Origin of the sequence: Metasolibacillus sp. FSL K6-0083, from assembly GCF_038630865.1 — a bacterium.
GTDB classification, from domain to species: Bacteria; Bacillota; Bacilli; order Bacillales_A; family Planococcaceae; genus Metasolibacillus; species Metasolibacillus fluoroglycofenilyticus.
In genome coordinates this window covers 3,759,211-3,778,688 of record NZ_CP152046.1, presented here as the reverse complement: position 1 = coordinate 3,778,688, position 19,478 = coordinate 3,759,211, and the positions used below count along the sequence as shown (strand labels likewise).

The 19,478-nt window shown below is 38.2% G+C and carries 19 protein-coding genes; 11 read left to right on the top strand and 8 right to left on the bottom strand.

From position 1 onward, the window contains the following. Positions 1–185 precede the first annotated feature (185 nt). Positions 186–1,361, top strand: coding sequence for a MalY/PatB family protein (locus MHB51_RS17660; protein WP_066166428.1), 1,176 nt, complete (start codon positions 186–188; stop codon positions 1,359–1,361). 66 nt (positions 1,362–1,427) lie between these two features. Here MHB51_RS17660 and MHB51_RS17655 read toward each other — a convergent pair whose 3' ends face one another. Both MHB51_RS17655 and MHB51_RS17650 read right to left on the bottom strand, forming a co-directional pair. Next, positions 1,428–1,649 (bottom strand): hypothetical protein, encoded by a 222-nt coding sequence (locus MHB51_RS17655; protein WP_066166431.1) that lies wholly within the window; start codon positions 1,647–1,649, stop codon positions 1,428–1,430. 19 nt (positions 1,650–1,668) lie between these two features. Further along, positions 1,669–2,259, bottom strand: a complete 591-nt coding sequence (locus MHB51_RS17650) for a peptidylprolyl isomerase (protein WP_066166434.1) — start codon at positions 2,257–2,259, stop codon at positions 1,669–1,671. A gap of 213 nt (positions 2,260–2,472) precedes the next feature. Between MHB51_RS17650 and MHB51_RS17645 the strand changes: the two genes are divergently transcribed. After that, a complete protein-coding gene (locus MHB51_RS17645; RefSeq protein ID WP_066166437.1) occupies positions 2,473–3,690 on the top strand; it encodes an MFS transporter in 1,218 nt (405 codons plus the stop codon). A 638-nt stretch (positions 3,691–4,328) separates the two neighbouring features. Further along, positions 4,329–6,179, top strand: a complete 1,851-nt coding sequence (locus MHB51_RS17640) for a transglycosylase domain-containing protein (RefSeq protein WP_342558711.1) — start codon at positions 4,329–4,331, stop codon at positions 6,177–6,179. A gap of 467 nt (positions 6,180–6,646) precedes the next feature. Here the strand turns inward: MHB51_RS17640 and MHB51_RS17635 are convergent, their stop codons facing one another. Further along, positions 6,647–7,210 carry a DUF5366 family protein gene (locus MHB51_RS17635; RefSeq protein WP_107943124.1) on the bottom strand — a complete coding sequence of 188 codons (564 nt, stop codon included), beginning with the start codon at positions 7,208–7,210 and terminating at the stop codon, positions 6,647–6,649. A 170-nt stretch (positions 7,211–7,380) separates the two neighbouring features. On the opposite strand from MHB51_RS17635, the gene MHB51_RS17630 reads away from it, so the two are divergent. From MHB51_RS17630 to mnhG, 7 genes are read left to right on the top strand one after another with little or no spacing between them, the layout of a single operon-like run. Next, positions 7,381–9,816, top strand: coding sequence for a Na+/H+ antiporter subunit A (locus tag MHB51_RS17630; protein ID WP_107943125.1), 2,436 nt, complete (start codon positions 7,381–7,383; stop codon positions 9,814–9,816). Further along, positions 9,803–10,240: a Na(+)/H(+) antiporter subunit B gene (locus MHB51_RS17625; protein ID WP_066166449.1), complete on the top strand. Its 438-nt coding sequence runs from the start codon at positions 9,803–9,805 to the stop codon at positions 10,238–10,240. Before MHB51_RS17630 ends, MHB51_RS17625 begins: the two co-directional genes overlap by 14 nt. Beyond that, positions 10,240–10,581, top strand: coding sequence for a Na(+)/H(+) antiporter subunit C (locus tag MHB51_RS17620; protein WP_066166452.1), 342 nt, complete (start codon positions 10,240–10,242; stop codon positions 10,579–10,581). Before MHB51_RS17625 ends, MHB51_RS17620 begins: the two co-directional genes overlap by 1 nt. Further along, a complete protein-coding gene (locus MHB51_RS17615; RefSeq protein ID WP_342558710.1) occupies positions 10,574–12,064 on the top strand; it encodes a Na+/H+ antiporter subunit D in 1,491 nt (496 codons plus the stop codon). The genes MHB51_RS17620 and MHB51_RS17615 overlap by 8 nt, the downstream gene beginning before the upstream one ends. Beyond that, positions 12,064–12,543 (top strand): Na+/H+ antiporter subunit E, encoded by a 480-nt coding sequence (locus MHB51_RS17610; protein ID WP_066166461.1) that lies wholly within the window; start codon positions 12,064–12,066, stop codon positions 12,541–12,543. The genes MHB51_RS17615 and MHB51_RS17610 overlap by 1 nt, the downstream gene beginning before the upstream one ends. Further along, the gene (locus MHB51_RS17605) at positions 12,540–12,821 is read left to right on the top strand and encodes a Na(+)/H(+) antiporter subunit F1 (protein WP_066166464.1); all 282 of its coding nucleotides are present in this window, start codon (positions 12,540–12,542) and stop codon (positions 12,819–12,821) included. Before MHB51_RS17610 ends, MHB51_RS17605 begins: the two co-directional genes overlap by 4 nt. Then, positions 12,805–13,176 carry a monovalent cation/H(+) antiporter subunit G gene (gene mnhG, locus MHB51_RS17600; protein WP_066166467.1) on the top strand — a complete coding sequence of 124 codons (372 nt, stop codon included), beginning with the start codon at positions 12,805–12,807 and terminating at the stop codon, positions 13,174–13,176. The genes MHB51_RS17605 and mnhG overlap by 17 nt, the downstream gene beginning before the upstream one ends. Before the next feature lie 116 nt (positions 13,177–13,292). On the opposite strand, the gene MHB51_RS17595 is transcribed toward mnhG, so the two are convergent. After that, positions 13,293–13,496 (bottom strand): hypothetical protein, encoded by a 204-nt coding sequence (locus MHB51_RS17595; protein WP_066167421.1) that lies wholly within the window; start codon positions 13,494–13,496, stop codon positions 13,293–13,295. Between the two features lie 288 nt (positions 13,497–13,784). Continuing rightward, positions 13,785–15,284, bottom strand: a complete 1,500-nt coding sequence (locus tag MHB51_RS17590; RefSeq protein ID WP_342558709.1) for a leucyl aminopeptidase — start codon at positions 15,282–15,284, stop codon at positions 13,785–13,787. Between the two features lie 390 nt (positions 15,285–15,674). Here MHB51_RS17590 and MHB51_RS17585 point away from each other — a divergent pair, with 390 nt between their 5' ends. Beyond that, entirely contained in the window at positions 15,675–16,148 is a 474-nt protein-coding gene (locus tag MHB51_RS17585) for a divergent PAP2 family protein (protein ID WP_082799023.1), read from the top strand. A 203-nt stretch (positions 16,149–16,351) separates the two neighbouring features. Here MHB51_RS17585 and MHB51_RS17580 read toward each other — a convergent pair whose 3' ends face one another. The 3 genes from MHB51_RS17580 to MHB51_RS17570 form a co-directional block, all read right to left on the bottom strand. Beyond that, a complete protein-coding gene (locus MHB51_RS17580; RefSeq protein WP_066166473.1) occupies positions 16,352–16,681 on the bottom strand; it encodes a YuiB family protein in 330 nt (109 codons plus the stop codon). A 126-nt stretch (positions 16,682–16,807) separates the two neighbouring features. Beyond that, positions 16,808–18,610, bottom strand: a complete 1,803-nt coding sequence (locus tag MHB51_RS17575; protein WP_342473228.1) for a carbon starvation protein A — start codon at positions 18,608–18,610, stop codon at positions 16,808–16,810. A gap of 128 nt (positions 18,611–18,738) precedes the next feature. Next, positions 18,739–19,470 carry a LytTR family DNA-binding domain-containing protein gene (locus tag MHB51_RS17570; RefSeq protein ID WP_342558708.1) on the bottom strand — a complete coding sequence of 244 codons (732 nt, stop codon included), beginning with the start codon at positions 19,468–19,470 and terminating at the stop codon, positions 18,739–18,741. Positions 19,471–19,478 lie beyond the last annotated feature (8 nt).

Here is a 19,478-nt window from a genome sequence, read left to right as displayed (position 1 = left end):
ATGATAACATATAATAAAGTCAAACTAAAATCAACGAGGAAATACTTAATCTTCGATGATTATTAAAAAAGCATGGATAGTTAATGCGAGTCTAAATCGATTGTGATGTGCTTTTACACTTCATCATCTATAGCTTTTTTAGTTTATGCAAAATCAAATTATTACAAAGAAAAGAGTGATTATGTATGTCAAATTTTAATGCAACTATCGATCGCCGTAAATCCCGTTCTTACAAATGGGACCGCATTGAGCAAATTTTTAATATTGAAGATGCTAGCGATATTTTACCAATGTGGATTGCAGATATGGATTTCGCAGCTCCAAAGGAAGTAATTGAGGCAATTGAAGAACGTTTAAAGCACCCGATATTTGGTTATTCATATGTCTGTGATGGCTGTAAAGAAGCGGTTGTTAACTGGTATGAGCGCCGTCATCAATGGACGATTCTTCCTGAAACAATTTTATTCCATCACGGTGTTGTTCCAGCAATCGCAAGTATCATTGAAACATTTACAGCTCCGAATGATAAAGTGGCGATTTCAACACCTGTCTATCCGCCATTTTCGAGCGTTCCAAAAAATCAAGGTCGTGAGCTTGTTTTTTGTGATTTAGTAGAGGTAAATGGCTCTTATACGTATGATTTTGCACAGCTTGAAGAGCTATTTAAGCAAGGAGTGAAGCTATACATACTATGTAATCCTCATAATCCAGCAGGTGTTGTTTGGAGCCGCGCGCAATTAGAGGAGCTAGTAGCACTATGCATTAAGTATGATGTTTATTTATTAGCAGATGAAATTCATGCAGATGTAGTGTTACCTGGTGCAAAATTCGTACCTGCATTATCTGTTGCAGGTAGCGAGCAAGCGAAAATAATTTCGTGTATTGCCCCTACAAAAACGTTCAATTTAGCTGGTATTCAGGCAGCTATGATGGTTGTTCCAAATGAAGATTTACGCAAGCAGCTAGAGGAAAATGCTACCGCACATGGCAAAATGGACTTAAATGCATTTGCTTCCGCTGCTGTACAAGCTGCTTACACATATGGCGATACATGGTTGGATGAATTAATTGATTATTTATCAGTAAATATGGATTACGTCAGCAAGGAATTAAATGCGCTTGATGGTATTTCTGTTGCTAAACCTGAAGGTACTTACTTAATGTGGATTGATTATAGAGGCACAGGCTTATCTGAAAAAGAAATGATGCAACGATTATTAACAATTGGTAAACTTGCTTTAGAGCCCGGCACAAAATATAGCGAGGCAGGACGAGGCTTCTTACGTATGAATGTCGCTTGCCCATTCTCTGTCGTTGAAGATGGCGTTGCCCGCTTTAAAAAGGCACTTGCCACTAATTAAGCTTTGTACAATAAGGGTTTGTCCGAAAGTAGGCTAGCGCGCCGCTTTCAGACAAACCCTTACTTTTTATTGTTGATTTTCTTGTTTCATGCGTTCGTCACGCTCTGCTAATGCACGCGCTTCGAGTTCCTTCGCCGCAAGCTCTTGCTTTTTCGAAAATTTACGTATAAGTTTAACGACAAATACGCAAAACACCATTAAGAGAAGGACTTCGATGGCAGCCGGCAAGTAGGAGGACTTATCCTCTGGGAATTGAATAAAACTAAAATTTAAAATGAATGAAGCCATTTTTTCACACTTCTTTCAATTAATTATTTAATACCGTAATTGATTCGATTTTAATATCTTCAAGTGGCTTATCACGCATATCCTTTTTCACACCTGCAATTTTATCGACAATATCCATACCCTCAACTACATGACCAAATACTGTATGTTTATGGTCTAACCATGGTGTACCGCCATGTTCAGCATAATACTCAATTGCTTCTTTCGGGAAGCTTGCTTGCTCCATTTGACGAATCATATCGCTTGGAATATGAGGCATTTGCACGATGAAAAATTGTGAGCCATTTGTATTTGGACCAGCATTCGCCATTGATAGTGCTCCGCGGAAGTTAAATAAGTCATGGTGGAATTCATCTTCAAAGGAACCGCCCCAAATTGATTCGCCGCCCATACCTGTACCAGTTGGGTCACCGCCCTGAATCATAAAATCAGTAATTACACGATGAAAAACAATCCCGTTATAATACCCTGATTTCGCATGACCTAAAAAGTTTTCAACTGTTTTTGGTGCATGCTCTGGGAATAATTTAATTTTAATTGAACCCATTGTTGTGTTCATTTCTACTAAAATTTCGCCTGCATTTAGCTCTGTCGTTAATTGTGGAAACATGCATGTCTCTCCTTTAAATTTAATCATTAATCTTTCCTATTCTAACATATTTCTTTTTACTTTTCCGCTTTTAGCAATCAAGTTGCTTCCTTCGTGTTACGAAATAAGTTATACTGTATGTCAATATCTTTTCTCAGCTAATTCCCCTATATGTTTAGTTGTCTCGAACTTCTGCTGAGTATTATTACTAAGTTGGAAAGAAAGTGACGCACAATGAAAAATCGGAAACACAATTTTATTATTATTTTAATCGCAAACTTTATCGTTGCAGGATCCACAACAATGATTATGCCATTCCTTTCACTATACATTGATACGCTCGGTAATTTTTCTGAAAGCTATGTGCAAAGATGGGCTGGTCTTATTTTTGCTGCGACCTTTATTACAGCATTTTTAATGTCACCAATATGGGGGCGGATTGCGGATAAATACGGTTATAAGCCTATTATGATTATTAACTGCTTCGGTATTGCAATAAGCATCTTTTTAATGGGCTATGTGCAAGATGTTGGGCAGTTTTTTGTATTGCGCTTATTTATGGGTGTTGTGACAGGATTTATTCCTACATCTATCGCATTTATTAGTAGACATACGCCAAAAGAAATCGCAGGAAAAACACTCGGCACATTACAAATGGGCAGCGTTGGTGGAACTCTATTCGGTCCGGTTATCGGGGGCTTACTTGCGGACACTTTTGGCTTTACGTATACATTTTTATTTACCGCGGCTGCTATCGTTCTTTCGGGCATTATTATTATTTTCGGTATTAAGGAACCTGAAATTATCAAAAAGAAAAAAAGTGCAATTTATTCACGCAAAAATGTTTTGTGGGCTATTTTCCACCACCGCCTTATGTTTAGCGTGATGATTGTCACTAGCTTAATTCAAATTGGCAATTTTAGCATCCAGCCATTACTTTCCTTGTATGTGACCCATTTAACCTCAGCCACCAATGTTGCAATGCTTGCAGGTGTTGCATTTAGTGCGGCTGGCTTAGGCAATATATTATTTGCACGCTTTTGGGGTCATTTAAGCGACCAAATTGGCTACGAGCGTGTGCTGACTGGCTTATTAATTTGCTGCGTTCTTTTTGTCGTACCGCAAGCTTTTGTTACTTCACTTTGGCAGCTTATTTTATTGCGGCTTTTATTCGGCATTGTAGCAGGTGGCTTAATTCCAATTACATCAGCACTTATTCGCCGTGATGCACCTGTTGCTGTTCAAGGAGAAGTAATGGGCTATAGTCAGAGCTTCCGCTTTTTAGGGAATATTATTGGTCCTGTACTTGGTGGAGTTGTAAGTGGATTACTTAATATTCCATCTGTTTTTTTTGTAACAGGTTCTTTATTCCTTATAGCCTTCGTTATTTTATACTTTATCCAAAAAGCACCAAAACAATATATGGATGACATGCTAAAGGAGCATGCCTAGGAGAAGCGCCTGAAAACATGCTAAAGCACTGTTTTTCGGGCGTTTAGCTTGGTTTTTATAAAGTGAAACTTCATTCAGTGGACGCTCTTCCCCACTGATTGTTAGTTGAACCATTCGGGCTTTTACGGGCAGTTGATTTCTCACTTTTCCTTAGGTCGATTTCACTTTATTCTTGAAGTGGGAGGCTTACTGCCCGTTAATGCGGGATAAAAATTAATTTTCTATGTACCAAAGATAGCTCGGTCTTTTTAGATGGCTATTTTATTAACCTTTAGTCATTCCCGAAAAACCCAAATTATGCTATGATAACAGGCGTATTGATTATGTAAATAATGTATATTAATTAGCGTGTTTTATAGGCGGAAATGCTTTTTATTAGGCATACGCTCGTTGATTGTAGTGGGGGCGACTCCATCGTGATAAAGTGTAGGGAGGCTAAAACCGCCGCGTCCTGCGGCAACGCCTCCATGACCAACATCCTGCGGACCTTGAGCTGAAAATCCATTTATTTCGGCGAATGCCGAAATAAATTAGTTGAAGCCGTCCCCCGCAACGGAAATCAACTAATTGCTAGGCTTTCTAAAATAAAGGCTAATAAACACACCTGCTATGATAAGTCATTATCGGAGGCATCATTTATGAAAAATTTTTTTGGCTTTCTTATTATTCTTAGCTGCTTTCCTCTTTTGTTTTATTTAAGCGGCGAAATATTTCAGGAAATTGAAGCAGCAAAAGCGTTTGAAAATCAAATGAAGCAATCTATCGAATTACCGACTATCACTTCTGCCCTACCTATTACATTATTAGATAAGGATAATAATGTATATAGTGAGGAATATGTAGAATGGCGGCAGCCAATGCCGCTTGAAAATATCCCTCAAATCGTCAAGGATATTTTCATCGCTAGTGAGGATAGTGATTTTTACGAGCATATCGGCTTTGATTTAAGTGCGATTGTTCGTGCATTTGTTATTAATACGAATGAACAATCTGTTCAACAAGGCGGTAGTACGATTACACAGCAACTCGTGAGAATGCGCTATCTATCTGAGGAAAAAACATACGAACGAAAATTAATGGAAATATTTTATTCTTATGAGCTCGAAAAACGTTATAGTAAAAAAGAAATTTTAAATATGTATTTAAACGAAATTTATTTTAGCAATCAAGTATATGGCATCGCTAGTGCAGCCACTTATTATTTTGGCAAACCACTAAATGAACTTTCATTAGCGGAAATTGCCTTTATTTCTGCTATTCCCAATAATCCGTCACTATACGACCCATTAAAAAATTTCGAGCAAACAAAGGCACGGCAGGAACGTTTACTTCAAACATTAGCTGAGCATCATATAATTACAAATGCAGAAGCGGAAACGCAAAAAAGCTTACCAATTCAGCTAAATGTTAAGCAAAAAATTCAGGCATATCCCGCATATAGTACATACGTCTTGCAAGAATTGAAATGGCTCATCGCTCAAAACGAAGGATTAGATATTTTAATAGCCAATGCGACGACAGAACAGGAAAAACAGCTGCTACAAACACAGTTACAGGATAAAGTGCAAGCACTGCTTCAGCAAGGTGCTGTTGTACATACTGCGCTCAATCCTACGAAGCAACTAGCTGATGAGCATGCGATTAATAACATCCTATCAATACCAGAGCTACAAGCGAGCGCCATTAGCATTGATAATGCCACACGAGAAATTACAAGCATTTATGGCGGCAAAAATTACAAAAAGTTTGATTTACATCGTGCCTACCAAGCACCACGTCAGCCGGGTTCTGCTTTTAAACCGTTAATCGTTTACGCACCGTATTTCGAAATAACAGATTACGCACCTAGCTCTACTGTAAGCGGCGGAGCATATTGTATTGGTACGTTTTGTCCGCAAAATTATGGTGGAGGGCTTTATGGTCAAGTGTCGTTATCAACAGCTTTTCGTTACAGCTACAATACGAGTGCATTGCGTCTTTATAATACAATTGGTATCGATGCAGCCTTTCATTATTTAGATAAATTTCATTTCCGCTCTCTCGATTCGAAGGACAAAACATATGCTGCAGCACTGGGTGGATTAACATACGGTGTCACAGCACTTGAAATGGCGGATGCTTATACAAGCTTTATCGATGGCTCTTATTCTCAAGTCCATGCCATTCGCAAAATAACGGACACAGAGGGTAATGTTCTTTATAAATGGCCGACTGAGCGCACCGTTATCTGGTCGCCAAAGACTGTGCGTTACATGCGCCAAATGTTAACAGAAGTTGTCACAAACGGAACAGGAATTGGACTTTACACAACAACAAATTATATCGGAGCAAAAACAGGTACAACCAATGATTTTAAAGATTTTTGGCTAGCTGGCTTAACAGATACAGAAACAGCTGCTGTTTGGATTGGCTACGACACGCCCCGCTCCATGGAGGCACTCGAACGCTACCAAATCCATTTTGCCATTTTCAATGCGATTGTCGACTGAAGTTGAGCGTGAAAAGAGCCGTGCAATTGCCGGCATTTTTCACGCTTTTGCTAGTGCTTTGATAAAGTGAACTTCAATCAGTGGGAGGTTTTCCTGCCCGTTAATGCAGGATAAAATATTTGCTCATGGAAATAGCGAGGGCTTCCTTTGAAAATGAAAGAAACATGGAGGCTAGCAATGTTTCCCCTAAGTAAAATAGAGTGGCATGAGGAAGTCGATTTACACCGTATATTGTGGAAAATCGACTTTTTTATTGCTATTTAGTAGGCGTTAGTTGAAGCGCTCCTCCGAACGGAAATCAACGAATTGTTAGGTATTCTTTATGAAACAAAGGCTGACTAAAAAATTTATAACTATAGGTGTATTGATTATGTAAGTAGTGTGTGTTTGGTAGGGAAACGCTTTTTATTAGGCACTTTCTTGTTGATAGAGGGGGGAAGGCGAATCAACACACCTGCCCCTTCCCTTTAATTCGCAAATGGCAAACTTGCTAACACACCATTGTAAAGCTTCATGACAACATAAAAGATTAAAACAATAAATAATGCCCAAACTATAATTTCAAAGAATATTAAACCAATCATCCCACCAATGGACATAAAATTACTCATCTTATATACCGTATAAATGAAGTATATGAAAATTGTCAGCAAAAAGATGACGAGTAATATGACGAAGGATTGTATACCGAATGCGGATAACAATGCACCGAAAAAGAAAATAACATAGCCTCCACGTGCTGCATTCATCATTTCTCCAGCTTTATCACTGGAAAAAAACAACATCCCTAACTCATGAATTGTTTCACCGATTAGCTTAAAAGCGGAAAACATCATAAAAAAAATAAGTGCAAAAACAATTAACAAAAACATACGCAGCTCTAAATCGGATAAAAATTCACGCATTCCAGTATAGACGCCAATCACTTTAAAAAACTCAATCGATTGTGTGACGGTAAAAATACCGAATGTCAAACTAAATAATAAAATGGTGAACAACGGTAAATAACCGTACAAATATGGATTTTTCATAAAAATTTTTTACCCTCAAATTTCGTTATTCTTTCCTATTTATAATAGCGAACAAATAGGTCAGACTGCAAGAGGATAAATACCCTAGAGCGCATGCAATTGCATGAAAAATCAGTTATAATGAATTTTGTTAGCATTTTTACACCGTTATGAAAGGAGGATTTTGATAGATGCAAGTTTTAGCGATTTTTATTCCTTTATTAGCTGCCATCTTTATTCCGTTTTTATTCCGTAATGTTCGAACTATACATACAGGTTGGTTTGTACTTATTGTGCCAATTCTACTTGTTGGCTATTATGCAACATTTATTTCCCGGGTAATGAATGGAAATGATGTTCTTGCTTCTTTTAATTGGATTCCATCTTTAAACATTTCCTTCATCTCGTATTTAGATGGACTTAGCTTATTATTTTCTTTATTAATAACAGGAATTGGTGCACTCGTTGTACTATATTCAATTTTTTATTTAGACAAAACGAAGGAGCAGCTACATAATTTTTATATTTATTTATTAATGTTTATGACAGCTATGCTTGGTGTTGTACAGTCTGATCATATGATTACTTTGTACTTATTTTGGGAGCTAACATCGATTTCTTCATTTTTATTAATCGCTTATTGGTTCCAGCGTGATAAATCACGTTTTGGTGCTTTAAAATCAATGATGATTACAGTAGCAGGCGGTTTACTAATGCTCGGGGGCTTTGTGCTTTTAGCTTTAATGGGCGGTACTTATTCTATTCGCGAGCTTGTTGCTCAGGCACCACAGCTTGTCAACGAATCTTATTTTGTTCTAGCACTTGTGCTTATTTTATTTGGAGCCTTTACAAAATCAGCACAGTTCCCATTTTATATTTGGCTACCAGATGCTATGGAGGCGCCAACACCCGTAAGTGCTTATTTACACTCTGCCACAATGGTAAAGGCAGGAATCTACTTAGTAGCACGCTTTACACCGATTTTCGCCGCATCAGAAGTTTGGATTTGGCTTGTAACAGGCATCGGTTTACTAACCCTTTTCTGGGGCTCATTATTTGCAGTAAAGCAGACGGATTTAAAAGGCATATTAGCCTTTTCAACGGTTAGTCAACTAGGCTTAATTATGGCTTTATTAGGGGCTAGTGCCATCGCCTTTCATGTAGAGGATGCAGCAAATACAGTGTTTAAATATGCAGCATTTGCAGCAATTTTCCATTTAATCAACCATGCAACATTTAAAGGTAGCTTATTTATGATTGCTGGTATTGTTGACCATGAAACTGGGACGCGTGATATACGAAAGCTTGGCGGATTAATGAGCATTATGCCATTAAGCTTTACTGTTGCTTTAATTAGTAGTTTATCTATGGCAGGTTTGCCACCGTTTAATGGCTTTTTAAGTAAAGAGATGTTTTTAACAGCTATGCTCACGCTTAAAGATTTTGAATTATTCGAATTCAGTACTTGGGGCATTTTGCTTCTTGTGATAGCAGTAATTGCAAGTATTTTTACATTTGTCTATAGCTTTTATTTTGTTTTTAAAACGTTTACAGGAAAATTACAAGCTTCGGAGCTACCACAAAAACCGCATGAAGCACCAATTGGCATGCTTGTAGCACCGATGATTTTAGCAGCACTCGTTGTTATTATTTTCTTTATTCCAAATTTAATCGGTGAGGTATTTATTAAGCCCGCTGTTTTTGCGATTCAACCATTTTTATATCAAGACCCATTTTTACAATTTACGCCAGCAGGTATTGATATTACAGTGAAGGCATGGCACGGCTTTACAGCACCTGAATTATGGCTAACAGTTTGCATTGTCATTGTTGGTGCACTTCTTTTTACAACGCTCGGAAAATGGCAGAAACTGTACCGTATCCAGCCTGCGAAGCTTTCATTAAATACATTTTATGATTTTGTGATGGATGGCGTTTTAAATCGCACAATGGTGAATGTATCAAAGCGTGTTATGCATGGCTCTATGCGCCATTATTTGATGTATATGTTTGCAGCAATTTGCTTCATCGTTATAGGTACTTTATTTTATAAAGATGCATTCAAAATATCCTTTGAAGGTGCTGCACCAATCGAATTATATCAATTAATACTAATTATCGTGCTCGTGTTAGGTACATTGACCACTTTAATTGCGAGGTCACGTATTACGGCAATTGTTGGATTAGGAGCTGTTGGCTATACAGTTGCACTGTTTTTCGTTATGTTCAATGCGCCAGACTTAGCATTAACACAGCTTGTTATTGAAACGATTTCAGTTGCGCTATTTTTACTTGTCTTTTATCATTTACCACGTTTAGGTAAAGTCCAAGAATATACACCTTTCCGCTTTAGACGTTTAGCAGTTTCTATCGGAATTGGTGCAATGGTCACACTTGTCGCTTTATCTGCACATTCACAAAAGCTAGTAGACTCTATTAATCAGTATTATAAGGACACTGTCTATTCTTTGGCAGGCGGTGGAAATATCGTCAACGTCATTTTAGTAGATTACCGTGGCTTCGATACATTGTTTGAAATTACAGTGCTTGGTATTGCAGGTATGGGCATTTATGCAATGATCAAATTGCGTTTAAGCAGAAAGGAGAAAACAAATGAAAGCGAATAAACTTAAAACGAATGACCTTATTTTGCAGTTTACAGCAAAAATCGTCTTTTTCATTATTTTCTTCTTCTCTATCCATATTTTCTTTGCAGGGCACTATACACCAGGCGGTGGGTTCGTCGGCGGTCTATTAACGTCCAGCGCCATCGTACTGCTAGTCATTGCGTTCGATTTAAAAACGGTGCGTAAAATCTTGCCAATTAACTATATGTATATGACAGCAACTGGGCTCATTTTAGCTTTAGCTACAGCTGCATTTCCAATATTCGTTGGCAAACCGTTTTTTACGCATTTTTTCGATTATTTCGATTTGCCGCTGTTTGGTAAAACCTCTTTACATACAGCCGCATTATTTGATTTAGGTGTATTTTTGGTTGTTGTCGGTGTAACGATGACCATTATTCAAACGATTGGGGAGGATGAATAATGGAGATTGTCATGGCATTTGTATGTGGCTTTTTATTTATGGCTGCCATTTATTTAATTTTATCGCGTAGCTTGCTGCGCATTATTATTGGGACAGGCTTGCTTAGCCACGGGGCTCATTTGCTTATTTTAACAATGGGTGGTCTTGGTGGTACTGCTCCCCCTGTTTTGGCTGAAGGTGTCACAGATTTTGCTGACCCAATCCCACAAGCTCTTATTTTAACGGCAATCGTAATTGCTTTTGGGGTAACAGCATTTATTTTAGTGCTTGCCTATCGTGCATATCAGGAGCTTCAAACGGACGATACAACGGCAATGAAAGGGAGTGGCATAGATGATTAACTTCCTTCTCTTTCCTATATTAATTACATTCTTCACTGGAATGATTCTGATTTTCTTCCAGAAGAATATTTTTATGCAGCGTAGCATTTCATTAATTTCGTTAGCTGCCGCAACAATCTGCGCCTTTTTAGTTATGTTACAAGTGCAACGCGAGGGCATTCAGTCTGTCACTTTCGGTAATTGGCCTGTACCCTACGGTATTACAATGGTTGCTGATGGTGTATCAACATTGCTCGTTTTTACCTCTTTATTGCTAGCATTTTTCCTTATTTGGTATAGCTTCGGCTCTATCGGTAAAGAGCGTGAGCATTTCTTTTACTATCCAGGTATTATGTTTATTTTAACTGGTGTCAATGGCGCTTTTACAACAGGTGATATTTTTAATATGTTTGTATTTTTTGAGGTATTATTAATGTCCTCTTATTTGCTTATTGTGCTTGGTGGAGAGAAGAAGCAATTACGTGAGTCAATTCAATATCTTTTAGTAAATATTATTTCCTCCGCCTTGTTTGTTATTACTGTAGCTTATTTGTACTCTGTTGTTGGTACATTAAGCATGGCCGATATTTCAGTGAAAATTGCAGAAATTAATCAACCTGGTATTATTACAACAATTGCAGTGCTATTTTTAGTGGTATTTGGCTTAAAAGCAGCCATTTTCCCACTTTACTTCTGGCTACCTAGCTCCTATGCTGCGCCACCAATTCCTGTTTTGGCATTGTTTGGTGCGCTATTAACAAAGGTTGGGGTTTATGCAATTATGCGTACATATACGCTGTTTTTCGTTCATGATATTTCCTTTACACATCAATTGCTATTGATTTTTGCAGTATTAACAATTATTGCAGGCTGTATCGGTGCTTTGGCACATTTCGATGTAAAGCAAATTATTATTTATAATATCGTCATCGCAGTTGGTGTCATTTTATTTGGTGCTGCACAAATGAATTTTGATGGATTAGAGGGTGCGATGTTTTATTTAATCCACGATATGATTATTAAAGCTGCGCTCTTTATGCTTGTCGGTATTATTATTTATATTACTGGCACAAGCGATTTGCGTAAAATGGGCGGCTTGATGAAAAAATATCCTTCGCTTGGCTGGTTTTATTTAATTGCAGCATTTGGCTTAGCAGGTATTCCACCTTTAAGTGGCTTTATTGGGAAATTATTGATTGTACAAGGTGGCTTTGCTGCTGGCAATACAGGAACTAGCATTTTCATTTTGACATCAAGCTTAATTGTTTTACTATCAGTCATTCGCATTTTTCTTTATGCATTTTGGGGTAAAGAAGGACAAACTGTACAAATTCAAGAAAAGACGTATAAGCAACTGTACTATCCAACTGTGATTTTAGTTGTTATTTCAATTGTTTACGGTGTTGGAGCAGAATGGGTAACACCATTTATGGATGCGGCTGCCCATGTATTAACAGACCCTTCTGTCTATATTGAAGCGGTCATGAAAGGAGCGCAACCTTAATGGCATTTCAAATATTATTAAATTTTTCACTTGCCCTATTATGGATGTTCCTTGGGGATAATTTTACAGCTAGCGGTTTTATTATCGGCTACTTACTTGGTTTAGCAGCTGTGCTTTTAATGCGCCGCTTCTTTAATGGGCGCCTATATACAGAGCGTGTTTGGGCTTTCATTAAATTAACGTTTTTATTTTTAAAAGAGCTAATATTAGCTAATGTCGCTGTTCTGCGAGTTGTACTAAAGCCTAATCTTGATATGCAGCCAGCATTTTTCAAATATGATACGACATTAACAGAAGAATGGGAAATTACGCTTTTATCTAGCTTAATTACTTTAACACCGGGCACCGTTGTTGTCCACGTATCAGACGATGCGAAAAGCTTATATATTCATGCAATTGATGCAAAGGATGTGGATGAGACGATTGATTCCATTCGTAACTCCTTTGAAAAAGCGATTTTGGAGGTGAGCCGTTCATGAGCTATTTTATTTGGGGTTCGATTGTCATTGTCATGCTATCGATGATTTTAGTTATTTATCGCTTAATTAAAGGACCAAATCCTTCAGATCGTGTTGTTGCGCTCGACTCAATAGGGGTTTCTCTTATTGCATTAATCGGAATGTTTTCGATAATGGTGGAGACGAGCTTTTATTTAGAAATTATTTTATTGCTCGCGATTTTATCATTTATCGGTACAGTAGCATTTTCGAAATTTATTGAGAAAGGAGACATTATTGAACGTGACAGTTCTCGCTAATATTTTAATTGTTCTCTTTATCTCGATAGGCGTTATTTTTATCGCAGTTGCAGCTATCGGTTTATTCCGATTACCAGATTTATATACGCGCGCGCATGCTGCTTCAAAAAGCGCTACATTAGGTGTTATGAGTGTGTTAATCGGCGTTTTTTTTCACTTCTGGTTAATTGAAGACCACTTCAATCCACGCATATTACTCGGCATTTTGTTTATTTTTATGACCGGCCCTGTAGGTGGACATATTATGAGCCGCTCCTCTTATATTGCAGGTGTCAAACCATGGTCAGGCACTGTCCGTGACGACTTAAAGCCTGAAATTGAACGCATGAAAAAAGAGCAAAACGTACAAGACTAAAAAAGTGTATGAAATCGAAGCTTCGATTTCATACACTTTTATTTTGTGAGCGAATCACGGTGTGTTATGAGCGAATTTTAGCTGTTTACGAGCGAATCATTACTTTTGACCTACTATCATCGATAATATGGTCCGTAAAATGGGCGTCTATACGGTGGGTATGGCGGGTATGGTCGGTATGGCGGATAATAGGGATAGCGTTGAGGATAAAATTGATTACCTAAAAATCCACCGAGAAAGCCACCTAAAAAAGGCGCACCAAAAGTAAACCACGGAAACATGAAAAACCCCTCCTTTGCTTTACTATATGACAAAAGCATAGGAAATGGTGACAAAATAGGATGGAGTTGTCCGAAAAGTCCATTTTGTTTTGCCACCGCATTGAAATAAAGGTTTTCATCGCTTCCCTTTTACTGAAGGAGTACACTGCTAAAGCGAATGTTCATCCCATTTTTAAAAGAGGCGTTCTCTGTTTATAGGAATCAACATTTTGCGAAACATCATCGCTACTGTCCAAAATGCTATGCACGGCTTTTTGGACAGCCCCATTTAATTAAAGTAGTAAATATAGTAAAGCAAAGAGCTACCCTTAAAGACCTCTAAGCTTTTTATTTTTCCTCAGCTAATTGCTCAATAAAGCTTGCTAAAGTTCGTACCATTACACCTGTACCGCCCTTTGGTCCAAGGTCATACGCCGCACCAGCATCTGAAGTGCCTGCAATATCTAAATGAATCCATGGTGTATCCTCTGCAAATTCACCGATAAAGCCCCCACCGAAAATCATATGGCCATCGCGACCAGGTGAGTTGTTTAAATCTGCTAATTCAGAGTTACGAATGCGTTTTTTATCGCTTTCTGTAAGCGGTAAACGCCATACAAATTCATTCGTATCTACAGTCGCTTCCATAAACTCCTCGAAAAATGCCTCATTATTTGTTAATGCGCCTGTCTTATCCTTTCCTAAGGCAACGATTACACCGCCTGTTAAAGTAGCAACATCAATTAAATAATTAGCACCCTGCTGCTTTGCGTATGTTACTGCGTCTGCTAAAACAAGACGACCTTCTGCATCGGTATTAAGCACTTCTACCGTCTTTCCGCTTAATGTTGTAATAACATCGTCTGGCTTCAACGCTTCACCAGAAACCATATTATCTGTAGCCCCAACTACGGCCATTACATTTTTATTCGGTCGTGTTTCACCGATAATTTTCATTGCGCCTAAAACAGCAGCTGCACCACCCATATCGCCCTTCATACCAACCATGCTTTCGCGAGGCTTTAGTGAATAGCCACCTGTATCATATGTTACACCTTTTCCTACTAAGCCAATTACATCTTCCCAAGTATCCTTTGCCTTATACTTTAATGTAATCATGCGTGGCTCTTGCACAGACCCTTTATTAACACTTAAAATAGCACCCATACCTAGCTCTTCCATCTGCGCTTTATTTAAAATTTCTACTTCAAAGCCGTATTGCTTGCCAAGCTCCTCCGCATAATCCGCTAAGTCTGTCGCCGTTAATAAATTTGGCGGCGTATTTACTAACGTGCGTGCCTCATTTGTTGCCTCCGCATAAATATGCCCTACCTCGTAGTTAGCAGCAACTTCCTCCGCTGGGCTAGCTGCTACAAAATGAACATCCTCTAAATATGTATCTGCTTCATTTGATGTTGTTTTGTAGTGTTTTACTTTGTAGAAGCCTAAGCCAATGCCCTCTCCAGCTAAAAATGCTGCTGCTTCTTCCGTAATATTTTCTGTTGTAAAGGACTCTAGCCAAATTGTATAAGCAGTCTTTTTTGACAGTTTTAATTGTTTACCAATTGAACCAAATGCGTTACGTAATACTTCTGCTGTTAAGCTTTTTCCTTCCCCAAGACCAACAAATAAAATATGCTTTACTGCTTTTCCAGCGATAGGTAGCTTTGTAATCGCTTTCGCCTCAAATGAAATTTCCCCACTACTCAACCACTCGTCAATATGGTCTCCAAAAGCACTCGGTAATGCTGACCAATTGTTCATTTGCTCACGGTGCTTTTGTACACCAACGATTAATACGTCTGTCGTCACTTGCTCTAATGTTGTCGATTGTTTTGCGATATTCATTGCATACATCCTCCAATTATTTTCTCTTGCATTAACAGGCTAAAAGCACTGTTGCCTGAAAATGTCTAATTAGCAAAAGCTAACAATCCATATGCTACAAGAGCATTTACTGATTGCAGTTTCAACTATATAGCTCTATTATACAATATTATAATTATTCGAATAGCGAAATATTTGCTTTTTTAAAATTTATAAAGTAAAACTTCAATCAGCGGAAGCTTTCCTGCTGATTATTAGTTGAACCAATCGGGCTTTTATGGGCAGTTCGGCTCCTACTTATCCTTAGGCTGGATTTCATTTAACTTGTGAAGTAGGATTTTTACTGCCCATTAATGCGGGGTAAATATGCTATACTTTAGATATTAGATAATTGGAGAGGTACGGTGAAGGATGGAGCTTTTACAAAACACCCCGCTTATAATCGGTATTTTTGCTATTTTACTGGCGCAATTTTTAAAAGTCCCGATTTATTTTCTTGCGACGAAAAAAGTTAATTGGAGCTTGCTCACATCAACAGGTGGAATGCCAAGCTCGCACTCTGCCGCTGTGGCAAGTATCGCAACCGCAGTAGGCTATGAAACAGGCTTCAACTCACCTATTTTTGCCGTAGCAGCAATGCTTGCTGGTATCGTTATGTACGATGCAAGCCACGTGCGTTTCCAAGCTGGACGACATGCCGCTGCATTAAATGAAATTCGCCATGATCTACAACATTTTTTTCGTGAAATTAAGCGCTGGCCGGAATTAAACGAGGAACAAAAAATTGAAGATTTGAAAACATTACTCGGCCATAAAAAAAGCGAGGTAGCGATTGGAGCACTGTCTGGTATTATACTGAGTGTCATTGTTTATCAATTTCTGTAAAAAAGACGCCTAAAAAGCGTGCTAGAGCACTGCTTTTTGGGCGTTTTGTTGATATTTGATTAAAAGTAAGTAGCTCATTATCAATTACACCGAAGTGTAATTACGTTCAGTTTTTTCAAGCTTGCTTGAAAACTCCTTTCAAAATCTGTGACATCCGCTGTCAGAAGTTGAAAGGTTGGAAACAGTTGAATTTAAGCTGGCATTTAAAACATGCGATAGCCATTTTTGCGTAATAAAATCATGACAATCCCTGCAATAATTGCCCCGACAAAGCCACCTGATAAAATAATAATATCCGCTAGCTGTAGTGCGAAAAATTTATCAACCAATGATGGATAAGCTGTGCCAGCGTTGAAAATATAATCTAAAAAGCTAATTTCATCCGCATCAATAATAAAGACAACGATAACCGGATACACGATTGCCATCAACCATGTCATGCGTAATAACATATTTAATAAAAAGCCGATGCCGAAAAACATCACTAAAAACAATAGTGTTGAAATAATTAATTCTGGAATTGAAACTGTCATTATGTAAACCCTCCGATATTCTCTCCATCAAGTTTACATGATTAAAGAAAGGCTTTCAATGTTAAGTCCTCACACAGCAAAAAGCCGTGTCAAAATCAAAATCATTTTGACACAGCTTGTTCACGATTATATAGCATCAACCGCCTTGCCTTTAACGAAGCGTGGACTGTTCCATAGGTCCTTCCATTTACGCGCTGCCGTCACAACGATAATCAATCCTAAAATCACCATAATAATCGATAAAATACCGTTTAATACGCTATAGCCACCTGCTGCCGAGTTCCAATACACATTTTTCACCATCCAGTATGCGGCTACGTTGACGGTAACATATAAATACGCCAATGGTATCATACAAGTCAAAACGTAAATACGTTTGTCTGCCATTTTCAAAATAATTGTCGCACCACATACTAGACCAATAGAAGCCATCAGCTGATTCGATACACCGAATAATGCCCAAACTGAGCTAATATCACCTGAGTAAAGAAGATAGCCCCACATAAAGCAGGCCAGTGCCGAAGCAAAAATATTCCCCGGTAGCCAATCCGTTTTCTTCAATGGCTTATAAGCTTGCCCTAAGAAATCCTGTATTAAGTAACGTGCCACACGTGTTCCAGCATCAATCGCTGTTAAAATAAACACAGCCTCAAACATAATAACGAATTGATAGAAATATGAAGTTAACTCGGAGAACCATTTAATACCTGTGAAAATATACGTCATGCCGACCGCTAATGTAACAGCTCCGCCCGTACGTCCTTCTAAATCCATACCGATTTGCTCAGATAGCATCGTTAAATTGACCGTATCCATACCAAGCGTTGCAAATACTGCTGGTGCAGAGTTAATAGCAAAATAGTCACCAGGATGTAAAGCCGTCGCAGCGATTAACGCCATAATACCAACTAAACATTCTACTAGCATCGCTCCAAAGCCAACAACGCGAATATCTTCCCATTTATCAATCATTTTAGGCGTAGTACCTGAGCCGACAAAGGCATGGAAGCCAGAAATAGCACCACAGGCTATTGTAATAGATACGAATGGCCAAACGGGACCTGCTACAACAGGACCTCCCCCACCTAAGAAATCAGGAATAATCGCTGGGAATTGAATTGCCGGATTAACGATAAAAACACCAATAATTAATGCAATAAATACACCGATTTTCATAAAGCTACTTAAATAATCACGTGGTGCAAGCAATAGCCAAACAGGCAATGCCGCCGCAAAGAAGGCATAAATCGGTAAAATAAGTGCTAATGTTTGACGGTCTAATGTTAATAAATCACCTAGCCAAGTGCCTTGAATACTCGGTCCTATGAAAACACCAATCATTAATAATATAAAGCCAACTGCTGATGTCATGAGTAAATTGCCTGTTTTCTTATAGGCAATTCCTACAAGCATGGCAATCGGAACCGTAATGGCTACCGCAAATGTCCCCCAAGGGTTTCTTTCCAGTGCGCCTAGTACAACCATTGATAAGCCGGCCATCGTAATTGTAATAATGAACAACATTGCCAGCCCTGTACAAAATCCAGCTACAGGCCCAAGCTCCTCTTTCATTACTTCAGATAATGATTTACCACCGCGTCGCATCGAAGCAAATAAGACGACTGCATCATGTACAGCACCCCCTATTACCGCTCCAATTAACAGCCATAGAAGCCCCGGTAAATAACCAAACTGTGCTGCTAAAACGGGACCAACTAACGGACCAGCCGCCGCAATTGCCGCAAAATGGTGCCCAAAAGCGACCCATTTGTTGGTGGGTACATAATCTTGCCCATCATTCAGCTTATGCGCTGGCGTAGGCTCGTTATCATTGATTTTTAAAACCTTTTTTGTAAAGAAATAACCATAAAGACGATACGCTATAACTAAGATACAGATTGCCCCTATAACAATTGAAATTGCATTCATCTTAACTTTCATCCCCCTTATTCTTTCTTTTTTACAAGAGTAGCAAAAAGATTAGGAAATTGGATAAAATCACATTAAAATGTCAGAATAATCTGTTAAAGCGTCAAATTTTACTGTTCAAATGCATATTAAGTTTCAAATATTTTTCGAATTTCCTTTGCATACATACGGCTCACAGGCACACTATGTCCTCCTTGTAAAATGACATTGTATTTGGACGTGCCCCATGATTCAAGCTCCTGCAAATGCTCTAAGTTAATTAAAAACGCGCGATGAATGCGTATAAAATTAGGGGTAAGTTTTTTTTCTAACATAATTAATGATTCTGCGCTGCTATAGCATTTTTGCTCTGTAATTACTTTTGTTTTACTGCCCTCTGAAGTGAAATACAGTACATCCTGCAATTTAATTAGTGCAATTCTATCCTCATTAGAAACAGCTATTTTCCCCATTTGCTTTATTTTTTCTTTCACCGCTGGTTCCTTGCACTCGCTTTTCTTTGTCATTGTCATTAATTTGAGGATGGTTTGCTCGATTCGCTGCTGCTCAAAGGGCTTTAAAATATAATCAAAGGCATTCATATTAAAAGCATCAATTGCATAATCGTCATATGCAGTAGCAAATACAATTAAAGGCTTGTCCTCTCGCTGTAGCAATTCCTTCGCTTGCTCTATGCCATTTTTATCAGAAAGCTCTATATCTAAAAATAAACAATCAATTTCTTCTATTAAGTTGCCCTCTAGCACTTGCTGTAAATCCTCTGATTCCCCTACTATATCAATTTCAGAAAATTGCGATAATAAATATTTCAGTTCATCACGTGCTAGAGGTTCGTCATCAATAATGAATACTTTATACATTTTTATCA

Coding starts and splice junctions, on each gene's coding strand:
- MHB51_RS17660 (WP_066166428.1), top strand. CDS start 186: ATGTCAAATTTTAATGCAACTATCGATCGCCGTAAATCCCGTTCTTAC.
- MHB51_RS17655 (WP_066166431.1), bottom strand. CDS start 1,649: ATGGCTTCATTCATTTTAAATTTTAGTTTTATTCAATTCCCAGAGGAT.
- MHB51_RS17650 (WP_066166434.1), bottom strand. CDS start 2,259: ATGTTTCCACAATTAACGACAGAGCTAAATGCAGGCGAAATTTTAGTA.
- MHB51_RS17645 (WP_066166437.1), top strand. CDS start 2,473: ATGAAAAATCGGAAACACAATTTTATTATTATTTTAATCGCAAACTTT.
- MHB51_RS17640 (WP_342558711.1), top strand. CDS start 4,329: ATGAAAAATTTTTTTGGCTTTCTTATTATTCTTAGCTGCTTTCCTCTT.
- MHB51_RS17635 (WP_107943124.1), bottom strand. CDS start 7,210: ATGAAAAATCCATATTTGTACGGTTATTTACCGTTGTTCACCATTTTA.
- MHB51_RS17630 (WP_107943125.1), top strand. CDS start 7,381: ATGCAAGTTTTAGCGATTTTTATTCCTTTATTAGCTGCCATCTTTATT.
- MHB51_RS17625 (WP_066166449.1), top strand. CDS start 9,803: ATGAAAGCGAATAAACTTAAAACGAATGACCTTATTTTGCAGTTTACA.
- MHB51_RS17620 (WP_066166452.1), top strand. CDS start 10,240: ATGGAGATTGTCATGGCATTTGTATGTGGCTTTTTATTTATGGCTGCC.
- MHB51_RS17615 (WP_342558710.1), top strand. CDS start 10,574: ATGATTAACTTCCTTCTCTTTCCTATATTAATTACATTCTTCACTGGA.
- MHB51_RS17610 (WP_066166461.1), top strand. CDS start 12,064: ATGGCATTTCAAATATTATTAAATTTTTCACTTGCCCTATTATGGATG.
- MHB51_RS17605 (WP_066166464.1), top strand. CDS start 12,540: ATGAGCTATTTTATTTGGGGTTCGATTGTCATTGTCATGCTATCGATG.
- MHB51_RS17595 (WP_066167421.1), bottom strand. CDS start 13,496: ATGCTTTTGTCATATAGTAAAGCAAAGGAGGGGTTTTTCATGTTTCCG.
- MHB51_RS17590 (WP_342558709.1), bottom strand. CDS start 15,284: ATGAATATCGCAAAACAATCGACAACATTAGAGCAAGTGACGACAGAC.
- MHB51_RS17585 (WP_082799023.1), top strand. CDS start 15,675: ATGGAGCTTTTACAAAACACCCCGCTTATAATCGGTATTTTTGCTATT.
- MHB51_RS17580 (WP_066166473.1), bottom strand. CDS start 16,681: ATGACAGTTTCAATTCCAGAATTAATTATTTCAACACTATTGTTTTTA.
- MHB51_RS17575 (WP_342473228.1), bottom strand. CDS start 18,610: ATGAATGCAATTTCAATTGTTATAGGGGCAATCTGTATCTTAGTTATA.
- MHB51_RS17570 (WP_342558708.1), bottom strand. CDS start 19,470: ATGTATAAAGTATTCATTATTGATGACGAACCTCTAGCACGTGATGAA.